The organism is Streptomyces diastaticus subsp. diastaticus (assembly GCF_011170125.1).
Lineage (GTDB): Bacteria > Actinomycetota > Actinomycetes > Streptomycetales > Streptomycetaceae > Streptomyces > Streptomyces diastaticus.
In genome coordinates this window covers 381,905-407,353 of the sequence record NZ_BLLN01000005.1, presented here as the reverse complement: position 1 = coordinate 407,353, position 25,449 = coordinate 381,905, and the positions used below count along the sequence as shown (strand labels likewise).

The following is a 25,449-nucleotide window of genomic DNA, read 5'->3' as shown; positions in this document are numbered from 1 at the left end:
GGTGCCCCTCCCGCGCCCCGAAATGACTTGAGGACCCCAGGAGATCTCTTGTTATCGTGCGGTGCGGCGACCCGAACGAGGTGGGGAAGAGACATGGGGCACATCGACGTCAATCGGGTTTCGTTCCTTCTCCCCGACGGGCGACCGCTGTTGGCCGATGTTACCTTCCGGGCCGGCGAGAGCGACCGGGTGGCGTTGATCGGGCCCAACGGCACCGGCAAGACCACCCTGACCCGGATCATCACGGGCGAGATCGCCGCGCACGCAGGAGCGGTCACCCACGGCGGACGCGTCGGGGTGATGAGCCAGTTCGTCGGCGGCTACCGGGACGGCCGCACCGTGGAGGACCTGCTGGTGTCCGTGGCCCCGCCCGTCATCCGCGAGGCCGCCGGGAAGATCGCGGCGAGCGAACTGGCGTTGATCGAGCGGGACTCCTACGACGAGCAGATGGCCTACGCCCAGGCGCTCGCCGACTGGGCCGAGGCCGGCGGCTACGAGCAGGAGACGCACTGGGACGTCGTCACGACCGCCGCCCTCGGCGTCCCCTGGGAACGGGCGCGGTTCCGGGCCGTCGACACCCTCTCGGGGGGCGAGCAGAAGCGGCTGGTGCTGGAGACGCTGCTACGCGGGCAGGACGACGTCCTCGTCCTGGACGAACCCGACAACTACCTCGACGTGCCCGGCAAGGAGTGGCTGGAGGAGCAGCTGCTGAAGACGGACAAGGCGGTCCTCCTCATCAGCCACGACCGCGAACTGCTGAGCCGGGTGCCCACGAAGATGGTCACCCTGGAGCCCGGCGGCGCCGGGGCCAGAGCCTGGACGTACACCGGGACGTACACCACCTACGACGAGGCGCGCGAACAGCGCAACGAACGGCTCGACGAACTGCGCCGCCGCTGGGACGAGGAGCACCAGAAGATCAAGGACCTGATCCTCATGTACCGGGAGAAGGCGAAGTACAACTCGGACATGGCCTCGCGGCTGCGCGCCGCCGAATCACGCCTTCAGCGGTTCCAGGCCGCGGGCCCGCCCGAGGCAATCCCCATCCCGCAGAAGATGCGCCTGCGGCTGGAGGGCGGACGGACCGCCAAGCGCGCCGTCATCGCCAAGGACCTGGAACTCACCGGGCTGATGAAACCGTTCAGCACGGAGATCTGGTTCGGTGAACGCGTCGCGGTCCTCGGCAGCAACGGGTCGGGCAAGTCCCACTTTCTGCGGCTGATGGCGTGCGGCGGCACCGACCCCGATGTCGAGCAGCAGCCCGTGAGCACCATCAAGCCCGAATCGGTGGAGCACGAAGGCCGCGTCCAGCTCGGCTCGCGCGTACGACCCGGCTGGTTCGCCCAGACCTACCAGCACGCGAACCTCAAGAGCCGCACACTGCTCGACATCCTCCACCGCGGCGACGAGCGCCGCGGAGGACTGGACCGGGAGACGGCCGGTCGCGCCCTGGACCGGTACGGTCTCGCCCGCTCCGCGGAGCAGACCTTCGAATCCCTCTCGGGTGGACAGCAGGCCCGCTTTCAGGTTCTGCTGCTGGAGCTGAGCGGCGCCACCCTGCTCCTACTCGACGAGCCGACCGACAACCTCGACCTCCACTCGGTCGAGGCACTCGAACAGGCCCTCTCCACCTTCGAGGGAACGGTCGTCTCCGTCACCCACGACCGCTGGTTCGCCAAGAGCTTCGACCGCTTCCTCGTCTTCGGCGAGGACGGCCGGGTCCGTGAGTCGCCAGAACCGGTGTGGGACGAGGGTCGCGTACGTCGTTCGCGCTGAAGGGTGTTGCAGAAGGTTGTGTTCGGGCAGGTCAGGACCTGTGATCGCGGCCTTCTAGCCATGCGGTGAGGGCGAGGTTGTGCCTGTGGGCGAAGGCCTGGACGGCGTGATGGAGGTCATCGCCGCGTTGCCGGAAGTCGCGGAGGATCGTGTAGATATTCATGCGGGCGAAGGCGTGGTCGACGCGGGCACGGACTCTGCGGTGCTCGGCGTTTACAGATGAAGGACTTCGAGACATGGCGGGGACCAGCCTGAACGACATGCCTTCGGCGACTGCATGCGGCTGCATGGGCACATCAGCACTTCTGGCAGGGCTGCTGCCCCGTGGCATAGAGGTCTCTGAGCTGTTCGCCGATCCCCCTGACGTCACCTCGTCCCTGTACCCGGAAGAGGTTGATCTGGTTGCCAGGGCTGTGGAGAAGCGTCGGCGTGAGTTCGCCGCAGTGCGAATGTGCGCACGCACGGCAATGGCGCGACTCGGCGTGCCTTCGGCGCCGAGTCTGCCTGGAGAGCACCGGTCCCCGGTGTGGCCCGACGGGATCGTCGGGAGCATGACACACTGCGACGGTTACCGCGCCGCAGCTGTGGCGCGCCGCTCGGTGGTCATCTCGATCGGCGTGGACGCCGAGCCGCATGATCCGCTCCCTGACGGAGTCGAAGAAGCCGTACTGCTTTCCGAGGAGCGTGACGCCGCCCTGAGGCTCTCGGAGCGACGCCCGGACACCGCCTGGGACCGGCTGATCTTCAGCGCCAAGGAGAGCGTCTTCAAGGCGTGGTTTCCGATGACAGCTCAATGGCTGGACTTCAGTGAGTGCGTCGTCGCCCCCGATCCCGACCGAGGGACCTTTACGGCGACTCTCCTCGTCCCTGGCCCGGTCGTGGCCGGAGAGCGGATCCAACACTTCACGGGGCGCTGGCGAACCCGAGGCGGGATAGAGCAGGGGCATGTGGCCACGGCGGTACTGGTGGGCATCGTCGACCCGTCTCGGGCTGGCCGCGACCCTGATCCGCCACTGGTCAGGGCTGCGGGAAAATCGCACCGCCAGCGTGGGAAACGATCTACGTAAGCACCCGACAGCCCCTGACCAGCGAGTTCCGTTGGTACCCCTGGGAAGATCGTCGTAGCGGGGCCACTCGGGGGCCTCGCGGCGGCATAAGCGCCGGGTCGACTTGGCCCGGCGGGTACACGTCGGCATCCCGCACCTCCCATCTGGTCACGCGGCCGGGCACCAGCGCGGTGCCGACCGGTTCCCCAACCTGCGGCAGCATAGAAACCAGGACCGACAACTCCTCTCGAAATCAAGGAAGTTCGTTGGCCTGATTGCGTCGACGGGGTGGATCGCCGAGGGGCGGGGGAGGGGGAAACCGGCAGCACACAGGCTCTCGGTGCCGCGTTGCAGGCCCGCCCAGGTTCGGCTGGAACTGGCTACCGAACGTATGACTGTATTGACGGTTGGTCATCGGCTGCTTCAGCCTCTGGGGTTGCGGTATATGAAGCCGCGCTTCCCAGAGAGGAACCCCTTGGCCATGGAGCCGACGAAGGAGCAGCAGGCTGCCCGTGAGGTGTTCGCTTCCGGCCGGGACCTGGCCCTGGTCGCCGGAGCGGGAACCGGCAAGACCTCGACACTCATCCTGATGGGCGCCGCGACCCGCAGACGCGGGCTGTACGTGGCGTTCAACCGGGCGATCGCCGATGACGCCCGCGCACGCTTCGGGCCGAACGTGGAGTGCCGTACCGCGCACTCCCTGGCCTTCCGTGCTGTCGGCCACCACTACCGTGAGCGTCTGGACGCCTCGGCGAGGATCCCCGCCAAGCACACCGCCCGCCTGCTCGGCATCACCCGCGACCTTGACGTGGGCTCCCCCCGGATCAAGGTCACTCACGCCGCGCGTCTGGTGATGGGCATGGTCCGCAAGTTCTGCTACACCACCGACCGGCAGGTCATGGCCCGCCACATGGAGCCGGTCAACGGCCTCGACGGCCTTGGCCAGGACTATCTCGCCCGCACTCTGCTGCCCTACGCGCATCGTGCGTGGGAGGACATCTGCTCGCCCGCGGGCCGGCTGCGGTTCGAGCACGACCACTACATGAAGCTGTGGGCGATGACCTCCCCGCAGCTCGGGGCGGATTTCGTCCTGCTGGACGAGGCCCAGGACACCAACCCTGTCCTGGAGGAGGTCTTCCTCGCCCAGGACGCACAGCGGGTGTGTGTCGGGGACCCGGCCCAGCAGATCTACGGCTGGCGCAACGCGCGCGATGTGATGACCGGCTTCCCGGCCGAGCAACTGCGCCTGACCCAGTCCTTCCGCTTCGGCCCGGCCATCGCCGAGGTGGCCAACCGGTGGCTGGGGCACGCCGAGTCGGAGATGCAGCTGACCGGCCACGGCCCCGGCTCCCGCGTCGGCGAGGTGGCCCAGCCCGAGGCGGTGCTGTGCCGGGGCAACGTGGACGCGATGAGCGAGGTCCTGTCCTACCTGGAGCTCGGCGTCCCGGTGGCGCTGACCGGCGGGGGCAGCGCGCTGCAGCGCATCGCCAAGGCCGCGATCGAGCTCAAGGCCGGGCAGCGCACCAGCCACCCGGAGCTGTTCTTGTTCTCCTCCTGGGGCGAGGTGCAGGAGTACGCCGACCAGGACAAGGCCGGCCAGGATCTCAAAGCGATCGTGCAACTGGTCGACACCTACGGCCCTGACCAGATCATCGCCGCGGTGGACCGCCTCTCTCCGGTGGAGAAGGCGCAAGTCACCGTCTCCACCGCGCACAAGGCCAAGGGACGGGAGTGGCCGTCGGTACGCATCGGCAAGGGCTTCATGGCCCCGTCGGTGGACGACCTGGGCCTGCAGCGCGCGCTGAATGCGAGCGAGGCCCGCCTGATCTACGTCGCGGTCACCCGTGCCCGCCATCTGCTGGACACCGAGGGCATCGCCTGGATCGACGAGTACGAAAAGACCATGGCCGACGCCGGCCGGGACGGCACGGTGGCCGGGCGGCCCATGATCGAGCTGTCCTTGACTGGGCAGCTGAAGTACGACTCCTCACCGATCTCGCAGTTCATGGCCGCACACCTCCCGAATAGCCAGAACCTGGTGGGCGACTACCAGGCGCGTATCGCCGGCCTCCCTCACCCGGTGCAGCCGATTGACGTGCAGTACCCGAACGGGTCGGCCCTCGGGCACGCCGTCGACTACCGCCTCCGTCTCAGCCTCGGTGGGCGGCTCGGACTGGCCGTTGTCGCCGGCGTCATGTTCCTTGACGAGACCGGACCGCTGCGCGGCGCACCGGCGCGTGGGGCCCGCAAGGCCCTGCACGCGGCGGGCAGGGAGCTGCTGGTCACCGTCGATGCCTACCTCGCCGACCCCGGCAGCCTGGAAGAGAACGCGCTCATCCGGCTGTGCTTCGTGGCCGGCTTCTTCGAGGACATCGCCCGCACCGGTGAGATCCGCCGCTTCAGCATGCTCAGCTCTGCCACCCCCGCCACGACCCTGGACGACCTCACCGCGGCGGTCCCCGAGTACGTCGTGACCGACATCGACCAGCAGATGCGGCTCGCCGAGGGACCGTTCGCCGCCTTCCGGGCTCTACCGCAACGGGCCCGCGTGTGTGGTCCGGTCTTCGCGGGCAGTGGTGACATCGGCGGTGCCGACGCCGACTACATCCTCGGCGGCCTGCTGCTGGACTGCAAAGCCACCAAGGACCCCCGCCGCCTGGGCCGCGAGGAGATCTACCAGCTCGCCGGATACCTCCTGCTGGACTACGACGACGAGTTCGGTATCGACCAGGTCGGCCTGTACCTCTCCCGCCAGGGGGGCCTGATCACCTGGGAAGCCGCCGACTTCCTGCGGAGGCTCGGCGCGAGCGCCCCTTTGGCGCAGCTGCGCGCACAGCTGCGCCGGCACCTGCACGAGGGAGCCCGCCGCTGAAAGCCACGGCGGGCTGCTTAAGTTCCGTCAACCGTCTTTCAGCCGAGCGGGGCGGGAAGGGTGCCGACCTCGTTGTACGTCCGCGAGGCGGGTGAGGGCCCCGTGGCGGGCCCGCGGCTGCACCTTTCCAGGCGGTGGCGCAGCTGTGGGCGTCGGCCATCCGGGCGTGGCGACGGCTGGCGGCCGTCCTGGGCTCTTCTATGAAAGTGCAGGCACAGAGGGTCAGTTGTCGCGGCGTGGGGCGTGGTCGAAGAAGCGGTTGTCGGTGTCGATGCGGATTTCGCGCACGCCGGGATAGGGGCGGGGGAGGGGGTCGTTGGTGGCGGCGATGACCTGGCAGGCGTAGCCGTCGGGGGAGGGGTCGTCGGCGATGTCGATGAGGGTGTCGATCAGGCGCAGGCCGGTGTCGTGGTCCAGGCCCTGTGCTCCGAGGCCGGCCAGCGGCGAGTCGATGACCATCAGCGGCGGCACTCGGACGCCGCGGTCGACCCGGCCGAGATCGCGCAGGGCCAGCAGCAGCGCGACGTTGGTGGCCACCTTGGGGCTTCCGGCGACCGAGCTCTCGGCGAAGGTCTTGTCGGCTGTGTGCCGTTCCTTGACGCGGGTGGTGAAGTCGGCGGGGTCGATGTGGGCGGTCTCGACGTCGGGGTTGATCTGCTTCAGCCGGGCAAGGAAGAACTCCGACCAGCGGCCGGTGACTTCCTTGCGGCGCACGTCGTGGGCGGTGACCGCGGCGTCCCGGGCGGCCTGCGCCGCGTCCATCTGTTCCTTGGCCGCCCGGATGACCTGTTCCTGGGCGCTGATGTAGTCGGCCGACTCCAGGCGCTCCTTGAGCTGGGCGACGTCGCGGCTCAGGCCGTGTGCCTCCTTCTCGGCCTGTTGCGCGGCCTTGCGGGCAGGCTGGAGATGGCCTTCGTCGTAGGCGTCGCGGGCGGTGAGCGCGGCCGCGGCTGCCGTATCTGCCTCGGCGGCCTGGTCGCCGGCGGCAGCCGACGCCTCCTGAAGGCTCCGCAGCCTGAGCAGGAGCCGGTCCACCTTCGCACGGGCCGCGGCGATCTGCTGCTCGCGCCGGTCTTCCAAGCCGTCGTGCAACTGACCGCATTGGAGGCACAGGCCCGGCTCCCGGTCGGGGAGGGGCTGTCCGCAGCAGGTGCAGTCCTGCGGCATGGGTGCCAGCAGGGTGGCGAGTTCGCCCTCGGCGCGTGCGTGCTCGGCGGTGGCGCCGTTCACCTTGGCGTGGGCGGCGACAGCCTGCTTCGCACTCTTCCTGCGCTGGGTCTCGGCCGCCTGGTGCAGGGCGACGAGCCGCCCGCGCTCCCCGACGGCGACCTTGAGCGCCGCATCGGCCTCCTGCCACCGCTGCGCCGCTGCGCGGTGCTCGCGCTGCTTCTGCTCGTACGCGGCGCGGACGCTGGCCGGGTCGGCCAGAGCGCCGCTGTCCCGTAGCTTCTTGAACGCCGCCAGAGCGGACCGTGCCGCCCGGTACCGGGACGCGGCTTCTGAAGCGTTCTTCTCCAGTCCGGCAAGGTCCTCGTTCCACAGGCCAAGGAGCACTTCCAGGGCAAGGACCCTCGCCTCGTCCTTTCCTCCGCCGAGGAACTCGGAGGCGATTGTGTTCTGCCGCAGCGCCATGACGGTGCTGTAGAAGTCGTCCAGCCCGACACGCGTGGCTCCCCGGGCCGCTTGCGGCAGGCCGAGCAGGTCCTGGACGAAGGCGCCGGCCGTCATCTCCCCGGCCTTCGCGCTCGTGACCGGCAGCAGGTGCTCGATCTCGCCGGTGTCGTCGAGGTTCTTCAAGGACACCCGTGCCCGCGGGTTCGATCCGCTGCGGGTGGCCTGCCAGCGGGTTCCGGCAACCCGGAAGACAAGCCGGACCTGCCGGCAGCCGCGGACCTCCGGCATGACGGTTGCCGTGAGAAGGCCCAATGGGTAGAGCAGCGCTTCCAGCGCGGTGGACTTTCCGGCCTTGGAGTGGCCCACGAGGAAGGTCACCAGGCCCCTGAAGTAGCGGGCGTACCAGACGTCGCCCCGCTGGAATTCGAGCCGCTCGATTACAAACGACGGGCCCACTGGGCCTCCTTAGCATCCGATGTGTTGGTCCACACCGGAAACGACCCTCAGCCGTATGGGTGACGGCCCCGGAGAGCACCTGGCCGGTTCCCTGCCATGGTGCGATCGGCCGCCGGGACGATGAGGCGACTCAGAGGTGGTGCGGATCGCCCAGGAGCGGGACGGGCCGGCCGGGGCCGGCTGGATGGATCTCCAGGCCGCCGTCGGCGTTGATGACGGGGCGACGGCCTGGATAGGCGCGCCGGGCCGTATCGAGGTCCCGTTCGTCGAAATGGCTGGCGAAGACCATCACTCCGTGGACGAGTTCCACCTTCTCGGCCCCCGTCGGCCACCGCCCTATCAGCGCCTCGACGGTCATCGGCGCGGTCGCCGGCGGTAGATCCGGTCCTGACACAGGTCATACCTCCGATGCGGGCGTTTGGTGGTCACCGGCCTGAGCCGATCCTGTGCGCCGGACGGTCCCGATGCCGCTGCTGCGTGCGCGCACCCGGGGGTGGCGGTACGCGAGGCCGCCGGCACGGTGGGCGGGGCGTGTCACAGCAGCCCTGACAGCGGCAGGACGCGCTCGGTGAGCTGTCCGCGCAGCCGTCCCCCAGCGGTGTCGGCTTCGGTGAGCCAGTCGGCGGCGACCAGCAGCTCGGCGTGCTCGGCGACTTGGCCGGGGGCCAGGGCGGCGAACGTGGCGACCTGGTCCAGGAGCAGCCCGCCGTCCTCGGGGCGTCCGAGGCGTCCGTCGGGGCGGGTGTGGGCGGCGGTGTACAGGGCCAGGAGCCGGGCGGTGGCACCCAGCTTCTTCTTGCGGAGCTTCCGGTCGCCCACGACTTTCTGGGCCCAGCCGGAGATCCTCGCGCGGGTGGTCTTGCCGAAGCCGAACGGGCGGGGCCGCTCCGGCAGGAGGGTGGGGACGGTGATGGCGGTGGGGTCCTCGGACCGGGAGGCCATCACCTCGGCGACGGTGCCGGGCAGACGCAGCCACCCGTCCGCGACCAGATGCTGAAGTACCCGCTCGGCATCGGCCTGGAGCCAGCCGGTGAGGTCCTGGCCGGTGATGTTCCCGGTGCCGGCGCGCGCGGCCCGCAGGGTGAGCATGAGCATCGCCAGGCGCACCTCGGCCTCCGGGCGCCGGGCGTGGGCGGCGACGTAGTCCAGCACGGTGCGTGCGTGCACGGCCTGCTGCCGGGTCAGCAGCCGCTCCACCACCGGCCCGTCCCCACTGACCGTGTCGCCGGCCACCTGGCCGCCACGGTTGGCGTGCATCTCGCGGGTGGTCTGCGCGGCCTTCTCGGCGCGCTTGGCCTCGTGGCGCAGGGAGCCGTCACCGCTCACGTCGGCCCACAGGGCGAACGCGCGGGCCTTGCGCTCGTGGAGATGGGCCAGCAGGACGAGGTCGGGTTCGGGGCGCTGCTGGTAGGCCCGGAACGCATCCCCGAGTTCGACCAGTTCCAGGCGCAGGACATCGGGCTCGAGGTCGTGCGGCACGGTCCGCTGCGCGATCTTCCCCCACCGCTTCGCCCGCCGGGACGCTTGAGCCGGTGAGCCGGTGCGGGCGCGGGGGAGCACAGTCGGCACGGCAGCCGAAGTCGCGTCGGCGGCGAGGGAGGAGGCGCGGTCGGAGAACACCGTCGCCGCGCCCTCGCCCACCGTGCCGACTGCGGGCCCCGGCTGCATGTCCGGCTCGCCCAATGCCTGACCTGCCCCGGCCGGGGCGGTGCGGGACACGGGCGGGGCGGTGTCCAGGACCCGGCAGTCGGGGGTGGCGGCCGCGCACCGCGCGCACATCTCCGCGATCCGCCACAGCCTTCCGGCGCGGTCCGCGTACACCGTCAGGACCACCGGGCCGCCGCACCGCACCGCCTCCGCCGCCGGGTTCGCCCCGCCCCGCCGTCCGACAGTGAGGTCGGGGGTGTGCCACGCGCAGTCGGCAGCGCGGCAGGCGCACCACGCCGCGCCGCGCGGCCCGCCGCCCTCGCGGATGCGGGCCAGGTGTGTGTTGACGTGGCCGATCGCGGCCTTGCGTCCCGCAGCGGCGCCGCCGGGGACGCGCTGCTCGGCGCAGGCCGGGCGGGAGCAGGAGAGTTTCACCGCGCCGGCGGACGGGCGGCCGTGAGGGTCCAGGCGTACCGTCCACACCCGTCCCGCGACGCGCTCCTCCTGCCGTGTGCCGGCCTCCACCGCCATGCGTACTCCCTTGATCCGTTGTCCGGGGGCGGTCTCCATCATCGGGGACGCCGGCCGATCAGCCCGAGAGGAGCGGGCGTTTCACCTGGCCCAGTCGACCTCGCGCCGCTCGCCGACCGTCCCAGCGGCTCGTGCGAGCCCCCGCCGCATGAGACCTTCGCCCTGTTCCGGGCGCACGGCCTGGCCGCCCGCGAGGGAGCGCGCGCGAGGACGCGCAGGCGTACGACCTCGACTGCGTCCACCCGCGCGTCCCGGTCGACACCGCCAGCCCGGCCGCCGACGCCAAGAAGACCGGCTGCTTCTTTCAACTGCGCCTGACGAGCTTCATGTCCGCGCGCTGGGCGCAGTAGCCTGTTGGAGACGTCGGGAGCCGTGGGCTCCTGGAAGACGTGAGGCCAGGTGGCCCGGGGCACTACCGGGAACCTGGCCTGGCGCATGTACGGGCGCGGTCAGGGCGTCGGTCTCCACCAACCATGGGCGTCACCTCACGGAACCGGCCCGGCGTGGCGCCCATGCCCCGGCATCGCCCTGCGCTTGGGTACGCTGACCGGGAAGACCTTGGACTCGTCCCTGGCAGCCCTGGCATGGGGTGGGCCGTACGCCCAGGGTTCAGACTTTGCGAAGGCCGTCCGGCATCTGCCGGGCGGCCTTTCGCGTGCTTCACCTCCACTGCATTCGATCGGGTTAATAAATGGGTTAAATAGTGGGGTAAGTTTTGCTAGTGTTCAGGCATGGCAACTACCGAGGAAGAGCTGTTCGCGTCGGTCGACGCGTTGCTGGAGGAGGAGCCGCAGCTCCCGCCCCCGGCGGAGCGTGCCCGGCTGCGGGAAGCCGCCGGCATCACCCAGGCCCGTCTCGCGGTCGCGCTGAAGACGTCAACGCAGACGGTGAAGAACTACGAAAACGGGCGCTCTGAGCCGAAGTCGCCACGCCTGGAGGCGTACCAGCGGCTGCTGAACGGCTGGGCGGCGAAGTATCCAGCCCACGCAGCTTCCGCCGCCGCGCCCGCCCCGGCGCCCGCAGCCCAGCCCGAGCCGGTTCCGCAGACGTTCACCGGCCCGGCCGCGCCCGAGACGTCCGCAGTGGTGGAGGCTCCCGCCGCCCCGGAGCGTTCCGCGGGCCCGGCGACGTCGCGGCGTCCGGCGTCGCAGAAGGCCACGAAGCCCCCCGTCGACCCGCGCTTCCCGCACGGCCCGCTCGCCGTGCTGGACGGTGACGGCTGCGCGTACGGCACGGGCGGCATCGTGCTCGACTGCCCGGCCACCACGATCCCGGAGCTGGTGGAGTGGACGCTCAAGGAGTCCGGGCTCGGTGCACCGAAGCTCAACCGGTACGGCAAGGATTCCGACCCGCTGGTCGTTCTGACCGCCGCAGCCGCCGTGAAGCTCGGACTGCCGGAGCGCCTGGAGGGTCACGAGCAGCGCCGCTCCCTGCGCCTGCCGGCGGACCACCCGGTCGTCAAGCAAGTCGCGAAGGCGAAGTGGCAGCTCACGCAGCGCGGTTTCGGGCCGTGGGCGCGGATCTACCGCAAGGCCCAGGGGCGTGAGCGCCAGTGCGTGCAACTGGCGATCCTGTCCTGGGACGCCCTCGACGCCCGTTCCTGGCCCGGCGTCGCGGACATGGAGCCGGCCGACATCGCACGCGTCCTCGGCGTCTACGCCCAGCGGGTCATCACCCCGCGCGGCTCCACGGCTGTCTCCGGGCTGGAGCTGATGACGGCGCTGCGCCCGCCCACGCGCGCTGTGCGGGAGGAAGCGACCGGGAACTGGGTCAGCGGCCACAACCCCGGCTCGCTGGGAACGGAGCCGATGAACCCGGCGCCGCCGGAGGCCACTCCGGAGCACCCCGTCGTCGTGAACTCCGGCTGGAAGGGCGGCTTCCTCAACGAAGAGGCCTACCAGTGGGTGCGGCCGGTGAACCTGCTCACCGACGAGGAGTGCACGCTGCCGTACGCGGTCGGCCTTGACCTGAACACCGCGTTCCTCGCGGCCGCAGCCCGGCTGGTCGTCGGCCTGTCCGCCCCGGACCACTTCGTCGGCCCGAAGTTCAACCCGAAGATCCCCGGCTCCTGGCTGGTCGACCTCTCCCACGTGGAGCTGGACCCGCGCCTGCCCAGCCCGTTCACGCCCGACGGCACCCGGCCGACCGGCCCGGCCTGGTACCAGACGCACACCGTCGCCTACGCCCAGGAGCTCGGCTACAACGTGGCGCCGATCGAGGCGTACCTGCGCCGCGAGACCGGCGCGTACCTCGACCCGTGGCACGACCGGCTCAAGAATGCGTACGTCGACACACTCGCCGACCTCGGCGTCACCAAGGACCTCACCGACACGGAGTTCCTCGCGGCGATGGAGCGGTACAAGCAGACCGACCCGGCCCTGGCCGCCGTCCTCGCGGCCATCAAGGCCACGGTCAAGGGCGGCGTCGGCAAGCTCCGCGAGCGCCCGCAGGGCAAGAACTACAAGGACGGGGACCGATGGCCGGCCCTGGAACGCCCGACCTGGCGCCCCGACATCCGCGCCGCCGTCATCTCCAAGGCCCGGGTCAACATGCACCGCAAGCTCACCAATATGGCGAAGATGACCGGGTTGTTCCCGCTCGCCGTGCTGTCCGACTGCGTCGTCTACCCGAGCCCCGGCGACAGCCCGCTCGCCTTCCTCCCGTACGCGGCCTCCGGCAAGCCGCAGCCCGGCGGCTTCCGCCTCGGGCCCACACCGGGCCTGGCGAAGCTTGAGGGTGTCCAGTCGATGTTGTGGGCGGTCGACCTGATGGAGCAGGGCCTCAACCCCGCCCGGCACATCAAGGGCGGCGACGTGTAGGTACTCAGAATCCGCGTCATGTTCTCGCGAGCGATGACCTTTGAGTAGCAATTATGACGCGGTTCTGAGATCCCTGGCTTGGAATGATCACCCTTTCGAGTGATCGAAGGCGCGTGTGGCCGTTCGTACTCCAGTGCCCGTGTAACTGTCCTGCGGATCAAGGTCAGTTACACGGGCACTGGGGGCGGATGGTGGATGTAGAGGTGTGTGTCCGGCTTGCCGAGGACGAGGTGCGCGAGGACCTCGCCTGGGAGTCGGTGCCGCTTGAGATGCTTTACGCGGCCGAGCCGTGGCGGACGTTCCGTTGGTACATGGGGCAGAAGCACTACTCGGGTTCGTACTGGTCAAGTACGCAGTCGGATCACGTGATCTACGAGTCGCGGCTGGAGCTGGCACGGCTGCTCTACGCCGACTTCGACCGGGGCGTGACCGGGATCGTGGCCCAGCCCTTCTTGCTGCGGGCCGAGGTGGACGGTGCGCTGCGCCGGCACATCCCGGACTACCTGATGGCCACCACGGCGGGCCCGCTGGTAGTGGACGTCAAGCCGCGGCACTGGGTGGCCCGGCCGGAGCACGCGTTCACCTTCTCCTGGACTCGTGAGGCGGTCGAGGCCCGCGGCTGGTGCTACGAGGTGTGGAGCGAGCCGCCGGACGCCGAGCTGGCCAACGTCCGCTTCCTCGCGGGCTACCGCCGCGACTGGCTGTTCGAGCCGGACCTGCTCGAGGAGGAAGGCGACGAGGCGGTGGACGAGGAGCCACCGCCGGATCGTCCGGATTGGCTCTTCGACCCGGCGATCCTCGACGACGTACGCGACCGGGTGGTGGACGGGGAGACGCTGGGGGAGGCGTTCGCCTGCCTGCCGGGCCGTCCGGCGCCGCTGGTACGCGCCGCGGTGTTGCATCTGCTGTGGAAACAGCAGTGGCTGACCGACCTGAGCGTTCCGCTCAGTGCCCGCAGCGTGCTCAGGAGCGCGTCGTGAACTGGGCCGCGGTGCGCGTGGGAGTGGGGACCCGCTTCTCCTACGACGGCGAGGTCGTCGAGGTGGTGGAGCTCGCCAGCACGCAGGCCGGCGGCGGGGTGGTCCTCAAGGACGGGCGGGGACGGCTGCTGCGGCTGGCCGTCAAGGAACTGCTGCTCTCGGACCGCGCCCGCGTCATCCCGGACGGGCCCGGACCGGCCTCCGACGACCCGCAGGACGTGGCCGCGGTGGTGCTGGACCAGCTGGATACCGCGGAGCGCGAGCGCGTGCTGGAGAGGGCCGCGCACGTGCGGGAGGTGCTCACCGGGTTCCGCAGCGGCAGCGAGGAGTTGGCGGCCGCGGGGGAGCCCCGCGCCGACTACGCGCCGGTTGAGCCGATGGAGAGCCGGTACGCGGCGAAGGCGGCCGAGCTCGAGGTGGCCGCGCGCACGGTCGCGCGGTGGGTGTCGGCGTTTCGCCGGGACGGTGAGGCGGGACTGGTGCCGGCTCGCAGCGGTCCGCGGTCCGGGCACCGGAACGCGGAGGTGTGGTCGGAGGCGGCACTGGAGGTGATGGTCGAGCACACGGGCCAGTCCAAGCCGTCGCGCAAGATGGTCATTGAGCGGACCCGTGCCCGGCTGCTGGCCAGGGGGTTCGAGGAGGAGGACCTGCCCAGCCGGGCGACTGCCTACCGCCTGCTGGAGGGCCTTGAGCGGCGGCATCCGACGTTCCGGCTGAGTACGAAGCGGAACCGGGACATTGCCGCCCGGCCCGGCGGGGTCTACGGGAAGCTGCGGCCGACCCGGCCGGGCGAGTACCTGCTGATGGACACCAACCGTCTGGACGTGTTCGCCCTGGACCCGGTCACGCTGCAGTGGCTGCAGGCGGAGCTCACGGTCGCGATGGACTGGTACACCCGCTGCATCTGCGGAATCAGGATCACCCCGGTGTCGACGAAAGCGGTGGACGCCAGCGACGCCCTCTACCAGGCGTTCAGGCCCCGGCCCGCGGGAGCGGACTGGCCGGCGCACGCCCTCTGGCCCGAGCACGGCATCCCGAGGTCGGTCCTGATCGACGCCACGGCGCTGGAAGGGCCGATGCGCTCGGCGGCGTCACCGGCGCTGGTGCCGGAGACGGTGCTGGTCGACCACGGCAAGGTGTTCGTCTCGGAGCATCTGACCAGCGTCTGTCGCCGGTTGGGGATATCGGTGCAGCCAGCAAGGCTCCGGACGGGCCGGGACAAGGGCCCGCTGGAGAGATTTTTTCTGACCCTACGCGAGGACCTGCTGCAGGGCCTGCCCGGTTACAAGGGGCCCGATCTGCACTCGAGGGGAGAGAGGTCCGAGGGGGAGGCGTTCTTCTTCCTCCACGAACTTGAGGCGATCATCCGCGAGTGGGTGGCCTGCGTGTATCACGTGAGGCCACACACCAGTCTGGTCGATCCGGGCGTTCCGGGGCTGCGGATGTCGCCGGCGGCGATGTTCGAGCACGGCCTGCACCGGGCCGGCTACATCGAGGTGCCGCGCGATCCGGACCTGGCGTTCGAGTTCCTGCGGGTGGAACGCCGCAAGATCCAGCACTACGGCATCGACCTGGACGCGCGCCGCTACAACGGCGCCGCCCTGGACCCCTACCGCGGGCTGCTCAGCGATGAGCGGGACGGCAAGTGGCCGATCGCGGTGAACCCGGACGACATCAACGCGGTCTACTTCCGCGATCCCGCGAGCCGCCGGTGGCACGCGCTGGCCTGGGAGCACGCGCCGGGGCGGGACATGCCGGTGAGCGAGGAGGCACTTCAGTACGCCCGCCGTCTGGCCGCGGCCCGGGACCGGTTCCCGGACGATAAGGCCGCGGTCCGGGACCTGTTCGAGCGGTGGAACCTCGGCCTGGGCACCACGCTGGTCGAGCGCCGGATGGCGCTGCGGCTCGCCCGGGAACAGGCGGCCCTGGACCTGCCCGAGCCCGAGGAGAGCGTCGCCACGCTGCCGAGCGTGCGGCGCCTGATGGACCTGCCGGACGCGGCTGGTCCGCAGCTCGCGGCCGAGGCGGGCGACGACGACGTGGCTGATGATGCCGAGCTGGTGGAGCTGGAAGACGACAGCGACTTCTACACCGACGCCCTGGAGGACGCGTGAACAGCGAGAACACCTGGACGCCGGGAGACGTCCACCGCCTGGACGCGCTGACCCTGTCCCGCAAGGAGGGCTGGGCGGCGTTCGCGGACGCGGCGCCGCGTGTCCAGCCCGAACTGCTGCCGCGCAGTGCGTATGTGGCGTTGAATGAGCGGGCGCGGGCCGAGTACGACCGGGCCCGGCGAGTGTGGCACGCGAACCTCGGCCCGTTGCGCACCCCGCAGCTGGCCGAGGTGCACGAGGACTTGTGGGACATCGTCGACAGCAACCAGCAGGACGGCGACAAGGCCAAGGGCGCCGTCGCGGTGGACGCCTTTCCCGGGCTGGGCAAGACCACTGCCGTGCTGGCCTTCGCCCGGGACTTCCACCGCCGGGAGATCGCCGAGGGCGGCGCGTTCACGGACGGCGGGCACGAACGGCTCCCCGTCTGCCGGGTAGGCCTGACCGGCAACACCGGGATGAAGGACTTCAACCGGGCGATGCTGGAGTTCTTCGGCCACCCCGGACGCGTCACCGGCACCACGGCCGAGTTCGCCCAGCGCGCTCTGGACTGTGTGCTCTCGTGTGATGTGAAGCTCTTGATCGTCGACGATCTGCACTTCCTCCGATGGAGGGCGACCGGCGGTGTCGAGGTGAGCAACCACTTCAAGTACATCGCGAACGAGTTCCCGGTCACCTTGCTGTTCGTCGGCGTCGGCCTGGCCGCGCGTGGCCTGTTCTCCGAGGGCGAGACCTACGACAACGCGGTCCTGGCCCAGACGGGCCGGCGCACGACCCGCCTGGACATGCGGTCCTTCGAGCTCAAGAGTGATCAGGGCCGCGCCGAGTGGCGGCAGCTGCTGCTGGCCCTGGAGAAGCGCCTGGTGCTCAGGGAGAAGTACCGGGGAATGCTCGCCGACGACCTGTTCGACTACCTCTTCATCCGCTCCAGCGGCCACATCGGGTCGCTGATGACCCTCATCAACCGCGGCTGCCAGCGAGCCGCGCGCACCGGCGCCGAGCGTCTCGATGAGGAACTGCTCAGCCGCGTCAAGATCGACCAGGCGGCCCACCTGGCCCAGGACGACGTACGCAATCTCCTGAAGGGCCAGCGCTCCCGCCGGTCCCGTCAGGTGGTTCGCCGGTGACGCACGCGCGGACCCTGCCGATCCGTCTCGCCCCCCACCCAGGCGAGGCACTCGACTCCTGGTGGGAGGCGATCGCCCACCGGCTGGGCACCAACACCGGCGACGTTCTCTCCGCCATGGGCCTGCTGCCGCGCAGCCCGTCCAGGCCGGTGAGCTCGGGCATCCTGGGGCACCTCGTCACGCTCCTTGATGAGGACCAGGCGGCGAGGGCCGCATGGTCGGCCGGCGTGCCCCCGGCGCAGATGCACGCGATGACCCTGGCCCGCTACGACCAGCGGGTCCACGTGATCGCCCCCCAGCGGCGTCGGGTCGCAGCGCGGCATGTCTGGGGACGGGCCCGCGGGTCCCGCTACTGCCCGGCCTGCCTGGCCGAGAACGGCGGCAGATGGCTGCTGACATGGAGACTCGGCTGGTCCTTCGCTTGCCTGGATCACCGTCTGCTGCTGGTCGACGCCTGCCCGCGCTGCAGCCGTACGCCACGGCACTTCCCCACGACCACACGGCACCCGCTTGTTCCGGGGCAGTGCCACAGCCCGGCCAAGGACGACTCCTCGCGGGCCGTACGTTGCGGTCAGCCGCTCGAGGAGGCCGACGCCATCGAGCTCACCAGGCAGGGGCCGGTGATCGCGGCCCAGAGACTCATCGAGAACGCGATCTCCATGGGGCAGGCCGACTTCGGCGTCTACCAGGATGAGCCCCAGTCCAGTCTTGCGCTGTTCGGTGACCTTCGGGCCCTGGCCTGCATCCTCCTTCGCCGCGTCCCTGAGCGCCTGGTGGACTTTGTCCCGCCCGAGATCCTGTCAGCGCATCAGCATCCCGAGCCCGAAGCGGTGCGTGCCTTCGACCCCGCCGAGGAGACCCTGCCGGGCCGTCTGGCCCCACGGCGGGCCGCGACCGCCGCCCTCGCGGTCAGCGCGGCCCTGCACATCCTCGGGCACGACAACGCCCATGTGGCTGGAGACGCCCTTCGCCACCTGATCAGCGACGCCGACGGCACCATGCCCCTCAAGGTCGCACACCGGTGGAACCACACCAGCGAGGTCTTCGACGCGATCCACCTCGCGACGCTGGCCCCCCGCCTCAAACACAGCGACCAGCTGCGGTACCGCACCGCGGACCGGCTGCCTCGCAGGCCTGTCTCTGCGGCGGCCCCCCGGACCGCTCAGCGGGCCCGCTGGATCCCGACGCAGCTCTGGCCGACGTGGTCCGCGCGGCTGAGCCCTGTGAGCGGGTCTCTGTCGCGCACCATCCGTCTGGCCCTGTCGTGCTACCTCCTGCTCGTCGGCGGCGCGAGAGGGGATTTCACTACAGCGACCCGGATTCTCCGGTCCCCGGCGGAGGACAGGCTCGGTCCCCACATGGCGCAACGGCTCACGAAGCGGGGACACTTCACGGCGATCAGCCTCGGCCTGTACGCGCTGGCGGACTACCTCGACCAGGAGGGGTCACCGATCGACTACGACCGCCGCCGCGCGGTCGACTACCGCGATCTGCTTCCTCTGGACACCTGGACACAGCTCTGCCGGGACATCGAATTCGACGCCGGCGGCGTGCGGCGGCACCTATTTGCCCGGGCGCTGCTGTTCGAGCGGATCAGCGGCCTCCCGGCCACCGTCGCCCCGGCCGCCTACGCGCCCGCCACCCCGGAGTTGCGGACCATGCTGCGGACCTTCGAAACGGATCTCACCCCCGGGCTGGTGAGCCAACTCGAAGAGCACGCACGCGAGTTCCTCGCCCGGCAGGGCATCCACGACGAGCCTCTCACCTGGCAGCCGCCGACGGACATCATCGACGGTCTCGACCTGCCCGGGTGCGACCTCGGGGACATCGACCTGGGCCTCCTGCATCGCCTCATCCGGGACGGATCCCTGACGACAGCTGGAGCGGCCCGCCGCCTGGGGGTGAGCCATGACGCGGTCCGCTTCGTCCTGCAGGAGCAGCCGGCACCCCCCAGAAGATCCGCGATGTGGGAGAGAGGAGCGACCATCCGCCGGGCCCGCGCCGCGCTCCCCAAGGACACGTTCGCCCGCCTCTACCTCGAGGAATACCGACCGCTGAAGTGGATCGCGAAGCGCGCCGGCGTGAACGAGGACGCCATCAAGGTCCTGGTCCGCGAGTACGGCATGACCCGCGAGGGCAAAGCGACCCGCTGGCGCCAGATCGATCTCGACTGGCTCCGCGAGGAACGGGCCGCCGGACGCACCTGCCGCGAGCTCGCCGAGGAGACCGGCTTCTCGCTCGGAATGATCAGCTACCTGGGCCGGCAGCACGACCTTCCCGGTCGACGGCCCGCCCGGAAGGGCTGACCTGCCGTATCTCCTCCAACCACCCTGGGGCCCGTGACAGCCGCGCGCCTCACCTCGTGCCCAAATCCTGCCTACGCTCCCACGCGGCCTGCAGTTGGGCACACAATCGATCAAGGCAACTCACCACCCAGGAGGACCCATAAGTGTCGTGGCCGACCTACACCAAGGCGCAGGAAGAACAGATCACGAAGCGTGCCCTCGGACGCATCCTTGAGATGGGCATCTACCTCAACCACCACTCGACATCCCGCCCCGAGGCGACCGCCGCGTACCAGCTCGCCGAGGTCGAAGCACTCCGCGGTCTCGACGACCTGCCCGACGACGTACGCGCCCTGCGCATCCGGGACCTCGACGAGACGTACCCCGAGACCCCCACCCCGGTACAGGCGGCCGTCAAGACCTTCGCGGCGGCGTCCGCAGAGGCAGCGAAGCGGCACGAGGAGGAGGTAGCCCGCTTCAACGCGACCGGCGGCCAGTAGCGGCCCCGACCGATGTCGGCGCCCGTCCCGATCCGACCTCGGGGCGGGCGCCGCTGCGTTCCAGGGTGGTGCACGAACCGCACCTGCGGGCATCCTCAAGAAGGCTGGGGCGTCAGAGGGGCCGAGTATTCCGGTTGGCCCCCAAGAGGACCCGGCTCAAGATCACGGAGCGTATGCGAACTCAACTCAGCGCACTGATACATCACACTGGGTCACCTAGTGGCGGGTTTTACGCGTATCGCCAGTTCCCTCCCTCACGCGGCGGGGTCGTCGTCGAGCGCCAGTTCCGCAACCCAGTTCTGGGCCTCGGCGAGGTTTGGTGCGGTGCCGGCCACCTGGTAGGTGAAGTCGTCCCACTCCTCCAGGATCCGTGGCTCGTCGGGCCGGAGGTGGCTGCGCCGCCGTGCATCGGTCGGTGACGGCGGTAGATGTCCATCGGCGGTCGGCGTCGCTTGTTGTACGCGGCGAGCGGGTCGTCGGCGTTCACGTGCGGCACGGCGCGGGACGGCTGGTTCGGGTCGGCGGTGCTTGCCCATGCGCTCGATGCTCTCAGGCCGCGATCGCCGTCGGGCGGGCGGCGACTTCCTCCGCCCTCGTGCGTACCTCATCGACGGCGGCGGTCTCGTACGGGCGGGCCGCCTCGAGCAGCGTGTTGAGCCGGGAGCGACGCGGCTGGCGCCCCGGGCCCGGAGTCCTTCACGCTGCACGTGTACGACGGCGGGCAGCACCTGCGCCACCCGCAGATGCCCGGCCTGCCGCTGCCCAGACCCTGACTGGGCCCGTACGCTCCAGGCGCCCCGGGCGGGGAGAGTGACGACCCCTGCCCCGGGCGCCTGTGCCGCACCGGCCTCGACCTGGGAGCCGCAGCAGCCCCTCCGCCGTCAGCCTCGCCCTCTCGACGGTGCGGGGGTTACCTCTTCTTCGGGGCGAAGAAGAACTCGCACAGGATCAGGAGAACCTGGCGGGCGTCCTCACGGCGGCGGGCCTGCTTGGACCACAGAGCCGCTGCCGTCGCCGCAGCGACGAGAGCGAGCATGGCGAGCGCGAAGAACAGGATCATGCCGGAGGCCAGCAGAGGATCAACGAAGAACAGGAACGAGCCAGCCAGCGCAAGCATGTACTTGAACAGCACGACGAAACCCTCCAAGGGTTCCGGCGTGCCACGGCCGCACTTCCGACTACCGTCAGTGGCTGACTTATGCAGGTTGGATGCGGATAGCGGTGCGCTGCCACTCGGGTTTCAGCAGCGTGTCCGATTCTCCGGGCGACCACCATACGATGCCCGGCTTGCCGGTGCGGTGAAACTCCTCGAATCCGGGGCGCAGCGCTCCAAGGTCCACGCACACGATGACGGTCCGGGTCGAGCCTGAAGACTCGAACTTCTCGGCGATCTCCTTCGCCTTGGGCGCGCCGGGCGCTACGTGCGCGATGCCCTTGTCCTTGAACTCGTTGTGCCCTTTCCGTGGGCACAACGGTCCGGTCACCACTCCGGTGAAGTTGCGCTCGATCAGGATCGGCAGTTGCGCCGCCATGGTGGGCAGCAGTACCAGCGCATGTTCCGCGCCAGGGGGTAGAGCCAGGGCGACTCCCCGGCTCCGTCCGCAGCCCTGGTTCTGTGCGGAGCAGCGGATCGTGAACGCGGTCGGTAGATCCCCGTACAGGGCACGCACGTATGCAGCGCGCCGGTCCCCGGGGCCGAATCCTCCGGGCAGTTCCCCCATTGCCGCCCCCTTTCCGGGGTGATCCTCACCTGGGGGCTGCATCCCGTCAACTCGTCAGGAAGCGGGCCGTTTCTATGTCTCGGCCGCTGGCTGCGGACGCGGACAGCCGCAAGGCCATGAGACCCCGTTTCAAGGAAGATTGATGGTCTGGCGCATCTCCGCTACCTTAGACGCATCGACTCCGTTAAGAGATGGTCTCAAGGAGGTGCGTTGATCCAGATCACGCTGGGCAGACACAGGCTGATCGACCCGCGCAAGGACGCCTTCGCGCGGTCACAGATCGGATGGACCGAAGGGCTCTCCGACCAGCAGCTCCATGACATCGCCCGGGGAACCTGGGCGATCCCCGGCGAACGTGTCGAGCGAGAGCGGTTCGCCGTCGTCAGTGGAGACGTCATCATCAGGCAGGCCATGGAGATCGACCGGGTCGTCGACACCCCCGACGGCCGGCGGGCCTTCGAAGGACGCATCCTCAGCCCCGGGCATCCGGTGTACGACCACTACATCGGCAAACCCGCGCCGAACGGAGCTCAGCAGAACCCCATCACCTACTTCAAGTCCCCACTGGACAACCGGAAGTGCAACTGCGGCTGCGACAAACCGATCGAACGCGGCGACTTCCTTCCCGGACACGACCAGCGAGCCATCCACGAGCGCATCGCCCGCGTCGGCACCGTGATGGACTTCATCACCTGGTTCGACCAGACCTGGAACCCCGGCGAGGACCAGCAGGGCGATGCCGCATGAGGAAATGCCACCGTACTGAGACGGGAACCGCGGGACATTCAATGAGACAGCAGCACAAGCAGCAGGTCACCGCGGTCCGGAATGACAGCGGCGGCGCGAACCTACACGACGCCGTCTTCGACGAAGGCGAGTAGAACCGTGGCCACCGACACCGGCAGGACCGTCCGAGCCCCAGGCCGGCGCGGATACCGAACCGCACCGAAGGAGCCGTCACCGATGAACACCCCCGACGCCCTGCCCCCGCAGTGGCCCGTTCCCACTGCCCCGCCCGCCCACGACCCGGCGCTGTTCGCGCGGGCGATGCGGGACATGCGTCTGACCTGGCGCGCCCGCGGCGTCCTGGCCGAACTCGCCACCGGCTACACCCCCGGCCAGGAGCCCACGGTCAGTGAACTGGTCTCCCTCACCCGCGACGAGCGTCTGGCGGCCGAGGGCCGCGACGCCTTCCGTAAAGCGGTTGGCGGGCTGCGCGCCCTCGGCTACCTCACGCCCGACGCCACCACGGCCTCCGCTGTGGGCGAGCGCCTGGTCGTGGACCTCGCCCCCGCTGCAGCCGCCCGTCTGATCCCCCAGCGTTACGGCCACAGCCCGCTCACGGACGGGAGCTGACCGGTGGGGGAGATCGAGGACGCTATCGAGCGGGCCGACCAGGAAGCATTCACCCGTGAGCCCCCCAAGGGCCTCAAGGCCCGCATCAACTTCCTGATTGGCCAGCTGAAGACCACCAAGGCCGTCGCGGCGGAGCTTGGTGTCAGTCGGCGGTCGGTGGAGCGCTACCGCACCGGCGAGCGCAAGCACCCGCCCAAGCCCATCGCCGACCGCATTGAGACGGCCGTACGCGCCCGCTGGCAGCCGAAGGTCCGAGGGCGCCGCCGCAAGCAGGCCGCCACCAGCACCGGCATCACCGTGGAGACCCGGGCCCGGTTCGGCTACACCGCGCCCGTCGGTACCACCGACGACGGCAGGATGCGCCGCCTGACCGTCCACCTTCCGCCGGCCTACGCCCGCCGCCTGTTCGACGCCCAGCAACAGGGCGCTACCGACCAGCAGATGCGTGACATCGTCGCCGAAGGACTGCAGGAGGTGTACTTCAAGGACGGCGGACGCCGCGCCACAGGCCTCGAAGTCGCCCTCACCGACATCGACTACTTCGACGTCTCCTACTGACGGGCTGACGGGCCAGGGCACAGCGGCCGCCCGTCGTCGTGAGCCGAAGCACGATGGTTGCCAACCCCGGTGCTGCGCGCACTCGGCAGCGAGCCCTGACCCCGGCCTGCTGACAGGGTGTGCCCGCCCAGCCCGGCAGGCGCCCCCTTGGCGGCCGGGGAAACGGCGACCGGTTGTCGGACCCGCTTCGTACCCTTGGCTGAGGCACCTGAGAGGGCGGTTCGTGAGTTGATGTCCGTTTCCGGTTGAGGTTGCAGCGGGGTCGCTGGTAGGGAGTTCCCTCGGCTATTGCTTCCTGGCGAAGTTGCCGGTTTCGGCCTCGGTGAGGATCCCGAGTCTGACCAGGCGTTTCAGCTTGGCGCGGGTGCCTTCGACGTTCTTCGGCAGCAGTTCGTGGCCGAGGGCTTCGCAGACGTCCTTGGCCCGTAGCGGTCCGGTCGTCTGGTTGAAGGCGTCGAGGATGCGGGGGTAGTCCGGGTGCTCGGGCAGCTCCGGTGCGATGTTCGGGAGCCGGTCGGCGAGGCCGGTGACAGTCGTGCGAGTGATCGCGAGGTGTTCGAGGTGGGTCTCGGCCTCCCGCAGCCGGGTCTGCAGGTCGTCGATCTGTGCGCGGAGGTCGTCGGCCAGGGCCCGGGCGGCGTCTTCCTGAAGTTCCAGGGCGTCGAGCAGGGGACGGATGTTCACGCTGCCGCCGCCGACGCCTCGCGCCAGGTGGGGGTGTTCGCGCCGGTGAGGCGCCGGGTCATGACGTGGGTCATCGCCCAGTAGACGCGGGAGGCGGAGGAGGAGGGGTGGTACTCGTAGTCGCGGACCAGGCGCCGGTGCAGTATCAGGACTCCGTAGGTCTGCTCGACCCTCCACCGCTTCGGCTGCGGCACGAACCCCTTGACCTGTGGGTTGCGTGCGACGATCTCGACATCGATGCCCAGGCCGGCGCCGTGCGCGACGACCTGGTTCTTGAAGCCCTGGTCGACCAAGGCCTTGCGGACGCTTCCTCCTGCGTGCTGGGCGACCTGGTCCAGCAGGACGACGCCCGCGGCGTTGTCGTGAGTGTTCGCGGCGACGACGATGACCGCGATGACCAGGCCGAGGGCGTCCACGGCCAGTCCGCGTTTGCGGCCGGGCACCCGCTTGGCCGGATCATGACCGGTCGTGGCGGCAGGGACCCCGGCGGCCACGTGGACACTTTGGGTGTCCAGGACCACCAGGGTCGGGTCCTCTAATCGGCGGGCGCGTTCACGGACCTGGCAGCGCAGGAGTTCATGGATGACCTGATCAGTGCCGTCGTCTCGCCAGGCGGCGAAGTAGTAGTAGGTCGCGCTCTTGGGCGGCAGGTCGTGCGGGAGATAAGCCCACTGGCAGCCGGTCCGCCCCTGGTAGAGGATCGCGTTCACGATCTCCCGCATCTCGTAGGCGCCCTGGTGGCCGCTGACCGAGCGGTGCCGGTCCTTCCACGCGGTGATCACCGGCTCGATCAACGACCATTGCTCGTCCGACAAGTCACTCGGGTACAGCTTGCGTTCGCTCACCCGGTCACATCACCAGATCAGCACCCGTGGACCGGCAGATTCCGCCCTGCCACCACACCATCAGGCGACAGCAGAACCACTCAAAGACTCTCGAACCGCCCTCTAAGAGTTCCGCCACGTATGCGATGACGGCCTTCGGGTCGTCGGCCTCTGCGACGAGGCTGACGATCAAATTATGAAAGGCGTCCAGTTCAGGGCTGCCGAGGCCGGCGGCGTTGGCCTCAGCGTGCTTCTGCTTCAGTTGGAGAATGATTCGGGCGGCATCATTCTCCGACCGATCGCTGGGGACCGGCTCCTTGGCAGCGCCGTTGACGGGGCGCGGGGCGAGAGGGAGGAGCTGTTCACCGGCTGAGGAATCCATGTCCAGGATGTTCATGAGGCAGCACCTTCACAGAGTCGAGTGAGCTTTCCTTTTCGGTGTAGTCGCCCCTGCATGAGCAGTCGAAGGAGCTTGTCTCGTTCGGGTGTTGCCGAGTCAGACACCAAGCGACGCCTGGCGCGAGGCGTGTACGATGCCGGAC

General features: G+C 69.8%; 21 protein-coding genes and 1 pseudogene. 12 read left to right on the top strand and 10 right to left on the bottom strand.

The window, feature by feature from the left end:
- Positions 1–93: 93 nt before the first annotated feature.
- Positions 94–1,776 carry an ABC-F family ATP-binding cassette domain-containing protein gene (locus Sdia_RS19470; protein WP_189500956.1) on the top strand — a complete coding sequence of 561 codons (1,683 nt, stop codon included), beginning with the start codon at positions 94–96 and terminating at the stop codon, positions 1,774–1,776.
- Positions 1,777–1,807: 31 nt separating this feature from the next.
- On the opposite strand, the pseudogene Sdia_RS30795 reads toward Sdia_RS19470, so the two are convergent.
- Positions 1,808–1,990 (bottom strand): annotated as a pseudogene (locus Sdia_RS30795) (hypothetical protein); the annotation flags it as partial.
- Between the two features lie 22 nt (positions 1,991–2,012).
- Between Sdia_RS30795 and Sdia_RS19460 the strand changes: the two are divergent.
- A complete protein-coding gene (locus tag Sdia_RS19460) occupies positions 2,013–2,843 on the top strand; it encodes a 4'-phosphopantetheinyl transferase family protein (RefSeq protein ID WP_229831672.1) in 831 nt (276 codons plus the stop codon).
- Positions 2,844–3,303: 460 nt separating this feature from the next.
- Entirely contained in the window at positions 3,304–5,694 is a 2,391-nt protein-coding gene (locus Sdia_RS30630; protein ID WP_189500952.1) for a UvrD-helicase domain-containing protein, read from the top strand.
- Between the two features lie 222 nt (positions 5,695–5,916).
- Here the strand turns inward: Sdia_RS30630 and Sdia_RS19450 are convergent, their stop codons facing one another.
- The 3 genes from Sdia_RS19450 to Sdia_RS19440 form a co-directional block, all read right to left on the bottom strand.
- Positions 5,917–7,764: a P-loop NTPase family protein gene (locus Sdia_RS19450; protein WP_189500950.1), complete on the bottom strand. Its 1,848-nt coding sequence runs from the start codon at positions 7,762–7,764 to the stop codon at positions 5,917–5,919.
- Between the two features lie 130 nt (positions 7,765–7,894).
- A complete protein-coding gene (locus Sdia_RS19445; RefSeq protein WP_189500948.1) occupies positions 7,895–8,158 on the bottom strand; it encodes a hypothetical protein in 264 nt (87 codons plus the stop codon).
- 140 nt (positions 8,159–8,298) lie between these two features.
- Complete coding sequence (locus tag Sdia_RS19440; protein WP_189500946.1) at positions 8,299–9,942, bottom strand: hypothetical protein; 1,644 nt, start codon at positions 9,940–9,942, stop codon at positions 8,299–8,301.
- 731 nt (positions 9,943–10,673) lie between these two features.
- Here Sdia_RS19440 and tap point away from each other — a divergent pair.
- The 6 genes from tap to Sdia_RS19410 all read left to right on the top strand — a co-directional run bounded on the left by tap (position 10,674) and on the right by Sdia_RS19410 (position 19,764).
- Positions 10,674–12,761: a telomere-associated protein Tap gene (gene tap, locus Sdia_RS19435; protein WP_189500944.1), complete on the top strand. Its 2,088-nt coding sequence runs from the start codon at positions 10,674–10,676 to the stop codon at positions 12,759–12,761.
- Between the two features lie 188 nt (positions 12,762–12,949).
- Entirely contained in the window at positions 12,950–13,741 is a 792-nt protein-coding gene (locus tag Sdia_RS19430) for a TnsA-like heteromeric transposase endonuclease subunit (protein ID WP_229831671.1), read from the top strand.
- Positions 13,738–15,855 carry a TnsB C-terminal domain-containing protein gene (locus Sdia_RS19425; protein WP_189500942.1) on the top strand — a complete coding sequence of 706 codons (2,118 nt, stop codon included), beginning with the start codon at positions 13,738–13,740 and terminating at the stop codon, positions 15,853–15,855. The genes Sdia_RS19430 and Sdia_RS19425 overlap by 4 nt, the downstream gene beginning before the upstream one ends.
- Positions 15,852–16,979, top strand: coding sequence for an AAA family ATPase (locus tag Sdia_RS19420; protein WP_189500940.1), 1,128 nt, complete (start codon positions 15,852–15,854; stop codon positions 16,977–16,979). Before Sdia_RS19425 ends, Sdia_RS19420 begins: the two co-directional genes overlap by 4 nt.
- Positions 16,976–19,285 (top strand): TniQ family protein, encoded by a 2,310-nt coding sequence (locus Sdia_RS19415; RefSeq protein WP_189500938.1) that lies wholly within the window; start codon positions 16,976–16,978, stop codon positions 19,283–19,285. Before Sdia_RS19420 ends, Sdia_RS19415 begins: the two co-directional genes overlap by 4 nt.
- 143 nt (positions 19,286–19,428) lie before the next feature.
- A complete protein-coding gene (locus Sdia_RS19410) occupies positions 19,429–19,764 on the top strand; it encodes a hypothetical protein (protein ID WP_189500936.1) in 336 nt (111 codons plus the stop codon).
- A gap of 254 nt (positions 19,765–20,018) precedes the next feature.
- Here the strand turns inward: Sdia_RS19410 and Sdia_RS19405 are convergent, their stop codons facing one another.
- The 3 genes from Sdia_RS19405 to Sdia_RS19395 form a co-directional block, all read right to left on the bottom strand.
- Positions 20,019–20,300, bottom strand: a complete 282-nt coding sequence (locus Sdia_RS19405) for a DUF6087 family protein (RefSeq protein ID WP_229831670.1) — start codon at positions 20,298–20,300, stop codon at positions 20,019–20,021.
- A 374-nt stretch (positions 20,301–20,674) separates the two neighbouring features.
- Positions 20,675–20,881 (bottom strand): hypothetical protein, encoded by a 207-nt coding sequence (locus Sdia_RS19400; protein ID WP_189500934.1) that lies wholly within the window; start codon positions 20,879–20,881, stop codon positions 20,675–20,677.
- 79 nt (positions 20,882–20,960) lie between these two features.
- Positions 20,961–21,485, bottom strand: coding sequence for a hypothetical protein (locus Sdia_RS19395; RefSeq protein WP_189500931.1), 525 nt, complete (start codon positions 21,483–21,485; stop codon positions 20,961–20,963).
- A gap of 210 nt (positions 21,486–21,695) precedes the next feature.
- Between Sdia_RS19395 and Sdia_RS19390 the strand changes: the two genes are divergently transcribed.
- The 3 genes from Sdia_RS19390 (at position 21,696) to tpg (ending at position 23,399) form a co-directional block, all read left to right on the top strand.
- Positions 21,696–22,232, top strand: coding sequence for a hypothetical protein (locus Sdia_RS19390; RefSeq protein WP_028442350.1), 537 nt, complete (start codon positions 21,696–21,698; stop codon positions 22,230–22,232).
- A 216-nt stretch (positions 22,233–22,448) separates the two neighbouring features.
- Complete coding sequence (locus Sdia_RS19385) at positions 22,449–22,841, top strand: hypothetical protein (protein ID WP_189500929.1); 393 nt, start codon at positions 22,449–22,451, stop codon at positions 22,839–22,841.
- Between the two features lie 3 nt (positions 22,842–22,844).
- Positions 22,845–23,399, top strand: a complete 555-nt coding sequence (tpg, locus tag Sdia_RS19380; RefSeq protein WP_129820410.1) for a telomere-protecting terminal protein Tpg — start codon at positions 22,845–22,847, stop codon at positions 23,397–23,399.
- Between the two features lie 285 nt (positions 23,400–23,684).
- Here tpg and Sdia_RS19375 read toward each other — a convergent pair whose 3' ends face one another.
- Genes Sdia_RS19375 through Sdia_RS19365 form a run of 3 tightly spaced genes read right to left on the bottom strand, consistent with a single transcriptional unit; the run spans position 23,685 to position 25,304 of the window.
- Positions 23,685–24,083: a hypothetical protein gene (locus Sdia_RS19375; protein WP_100457938.1), complete on the bottom strand. Its 399-nt coding sequence runs from the start codon at positions 24,081–24,083 to the stop codon at positions 23,685–23,687.
- Positions 24,080–24,928 carry an IS5 family transposase gene (locus Sdia_RS19370; RefSeq protein WP_124287724.1) on the bottom strand — a complete coding sequence of 283 codons (849 nt, stop codon included), beginning with the start codon at positions 24,926–24,928 and terminating at the stop codon, positions 24,080–24,082. Before Sdia_RS19370 ends, Sdia_RS19375 begins: the two co-directional genes overlap by 4 nt.
- Before the next feature lie 4 nt (positions 24,929–24,932).
- The gene (locus Sdia_RS19365) at positions 24,933–25,304 is read right to left on the bottom strand and encodes a hypothetical protein (protein ID WP_191835368.1); all 372 of its coding nucleotides are present in this window, start codon (positions 25,302–25,304) and stop codon (positions 24,933–24,935) included.
- Positions 25,305–25,449 lie beyond the last annotated feature (145 nt).

Coding starts and splice junctions, on each gene's coding strand:
- Sdia_RS19470 (WP_189500956.1), top strand. CDS start 94: ATGGGGCACATCGACGTCAATCGGGTTTCGTTCCTTCTCCCCGACGGG.
- Sdia_RS19460 (WP_229831672.1), top strand. CDS start 2,013: ATGGCGGGGACCAGCCTGAACGACATGCCTTCGGCGACTGCATGCGGC.
- Sdia_RS30630 (WP_189500952.1), top strand. CDS start 3,304: ATGGAGCCGACGAAGGAGCAGCAGGCTGCCCGTGAGGTGTTCGCTTCC.
- Sdia_RS19440 (WP_189500946.1), bottom strand. CDS start 9,942: ATGGCGGTGGAGGCCGGCACACGGCAGGAGGAGCGCGTCGCGGGACGG.
- tap (WP_189500944.1), top strand. CDS start 10,674: ATGGCAACTACCGAGGAAGAGCTGTTCGCGTCGGTCGACGCGTTGCTG.
- Sdia_RS19430 (WP_229831671.1), top strand. CDS start 12,950: ATGGTGGATGTAGAGGTGTGTGTCCGGCTTGCCGAGGACGAGGTGCGC.
- Sdia_RS19405 (WP_229831670.1), bottom strand. CDS start 20,300: ATGGGCAAGCACCGCCGACCCGAACCAGCCGTCCCGCGCCGTGCCGCA.
- Sdia_RS19400 (WP_189500934.1), bottom strand. CDS start 20,881: ATGCTTGCGCTGGCTGGCTCGTTCCTGTTCTTCGTTGATCCTCTGCTG.
- Sdia_RS19395 (WP_189500931.1), bottom strand. CDS start 21,485: ATGGGGGAACTGCCCGGAGGATTCGGCCCCGGGGACCGGCGCGCTGCA.
- Sdia_RS19385 (WP_189500929.1), top strand. CDS start 22,449: ATGAACACCCCCGACGCCCTGCCCCCGCAGTGGCCCGTTCCCACTGCC.
- Sdia_RS19365 (WP_191835368.1), bottom strand. CDS start 25,304: ATGAACATCCTGGACATGGATTCCTCAGCCGGTGAACAGCTCCTCCCT.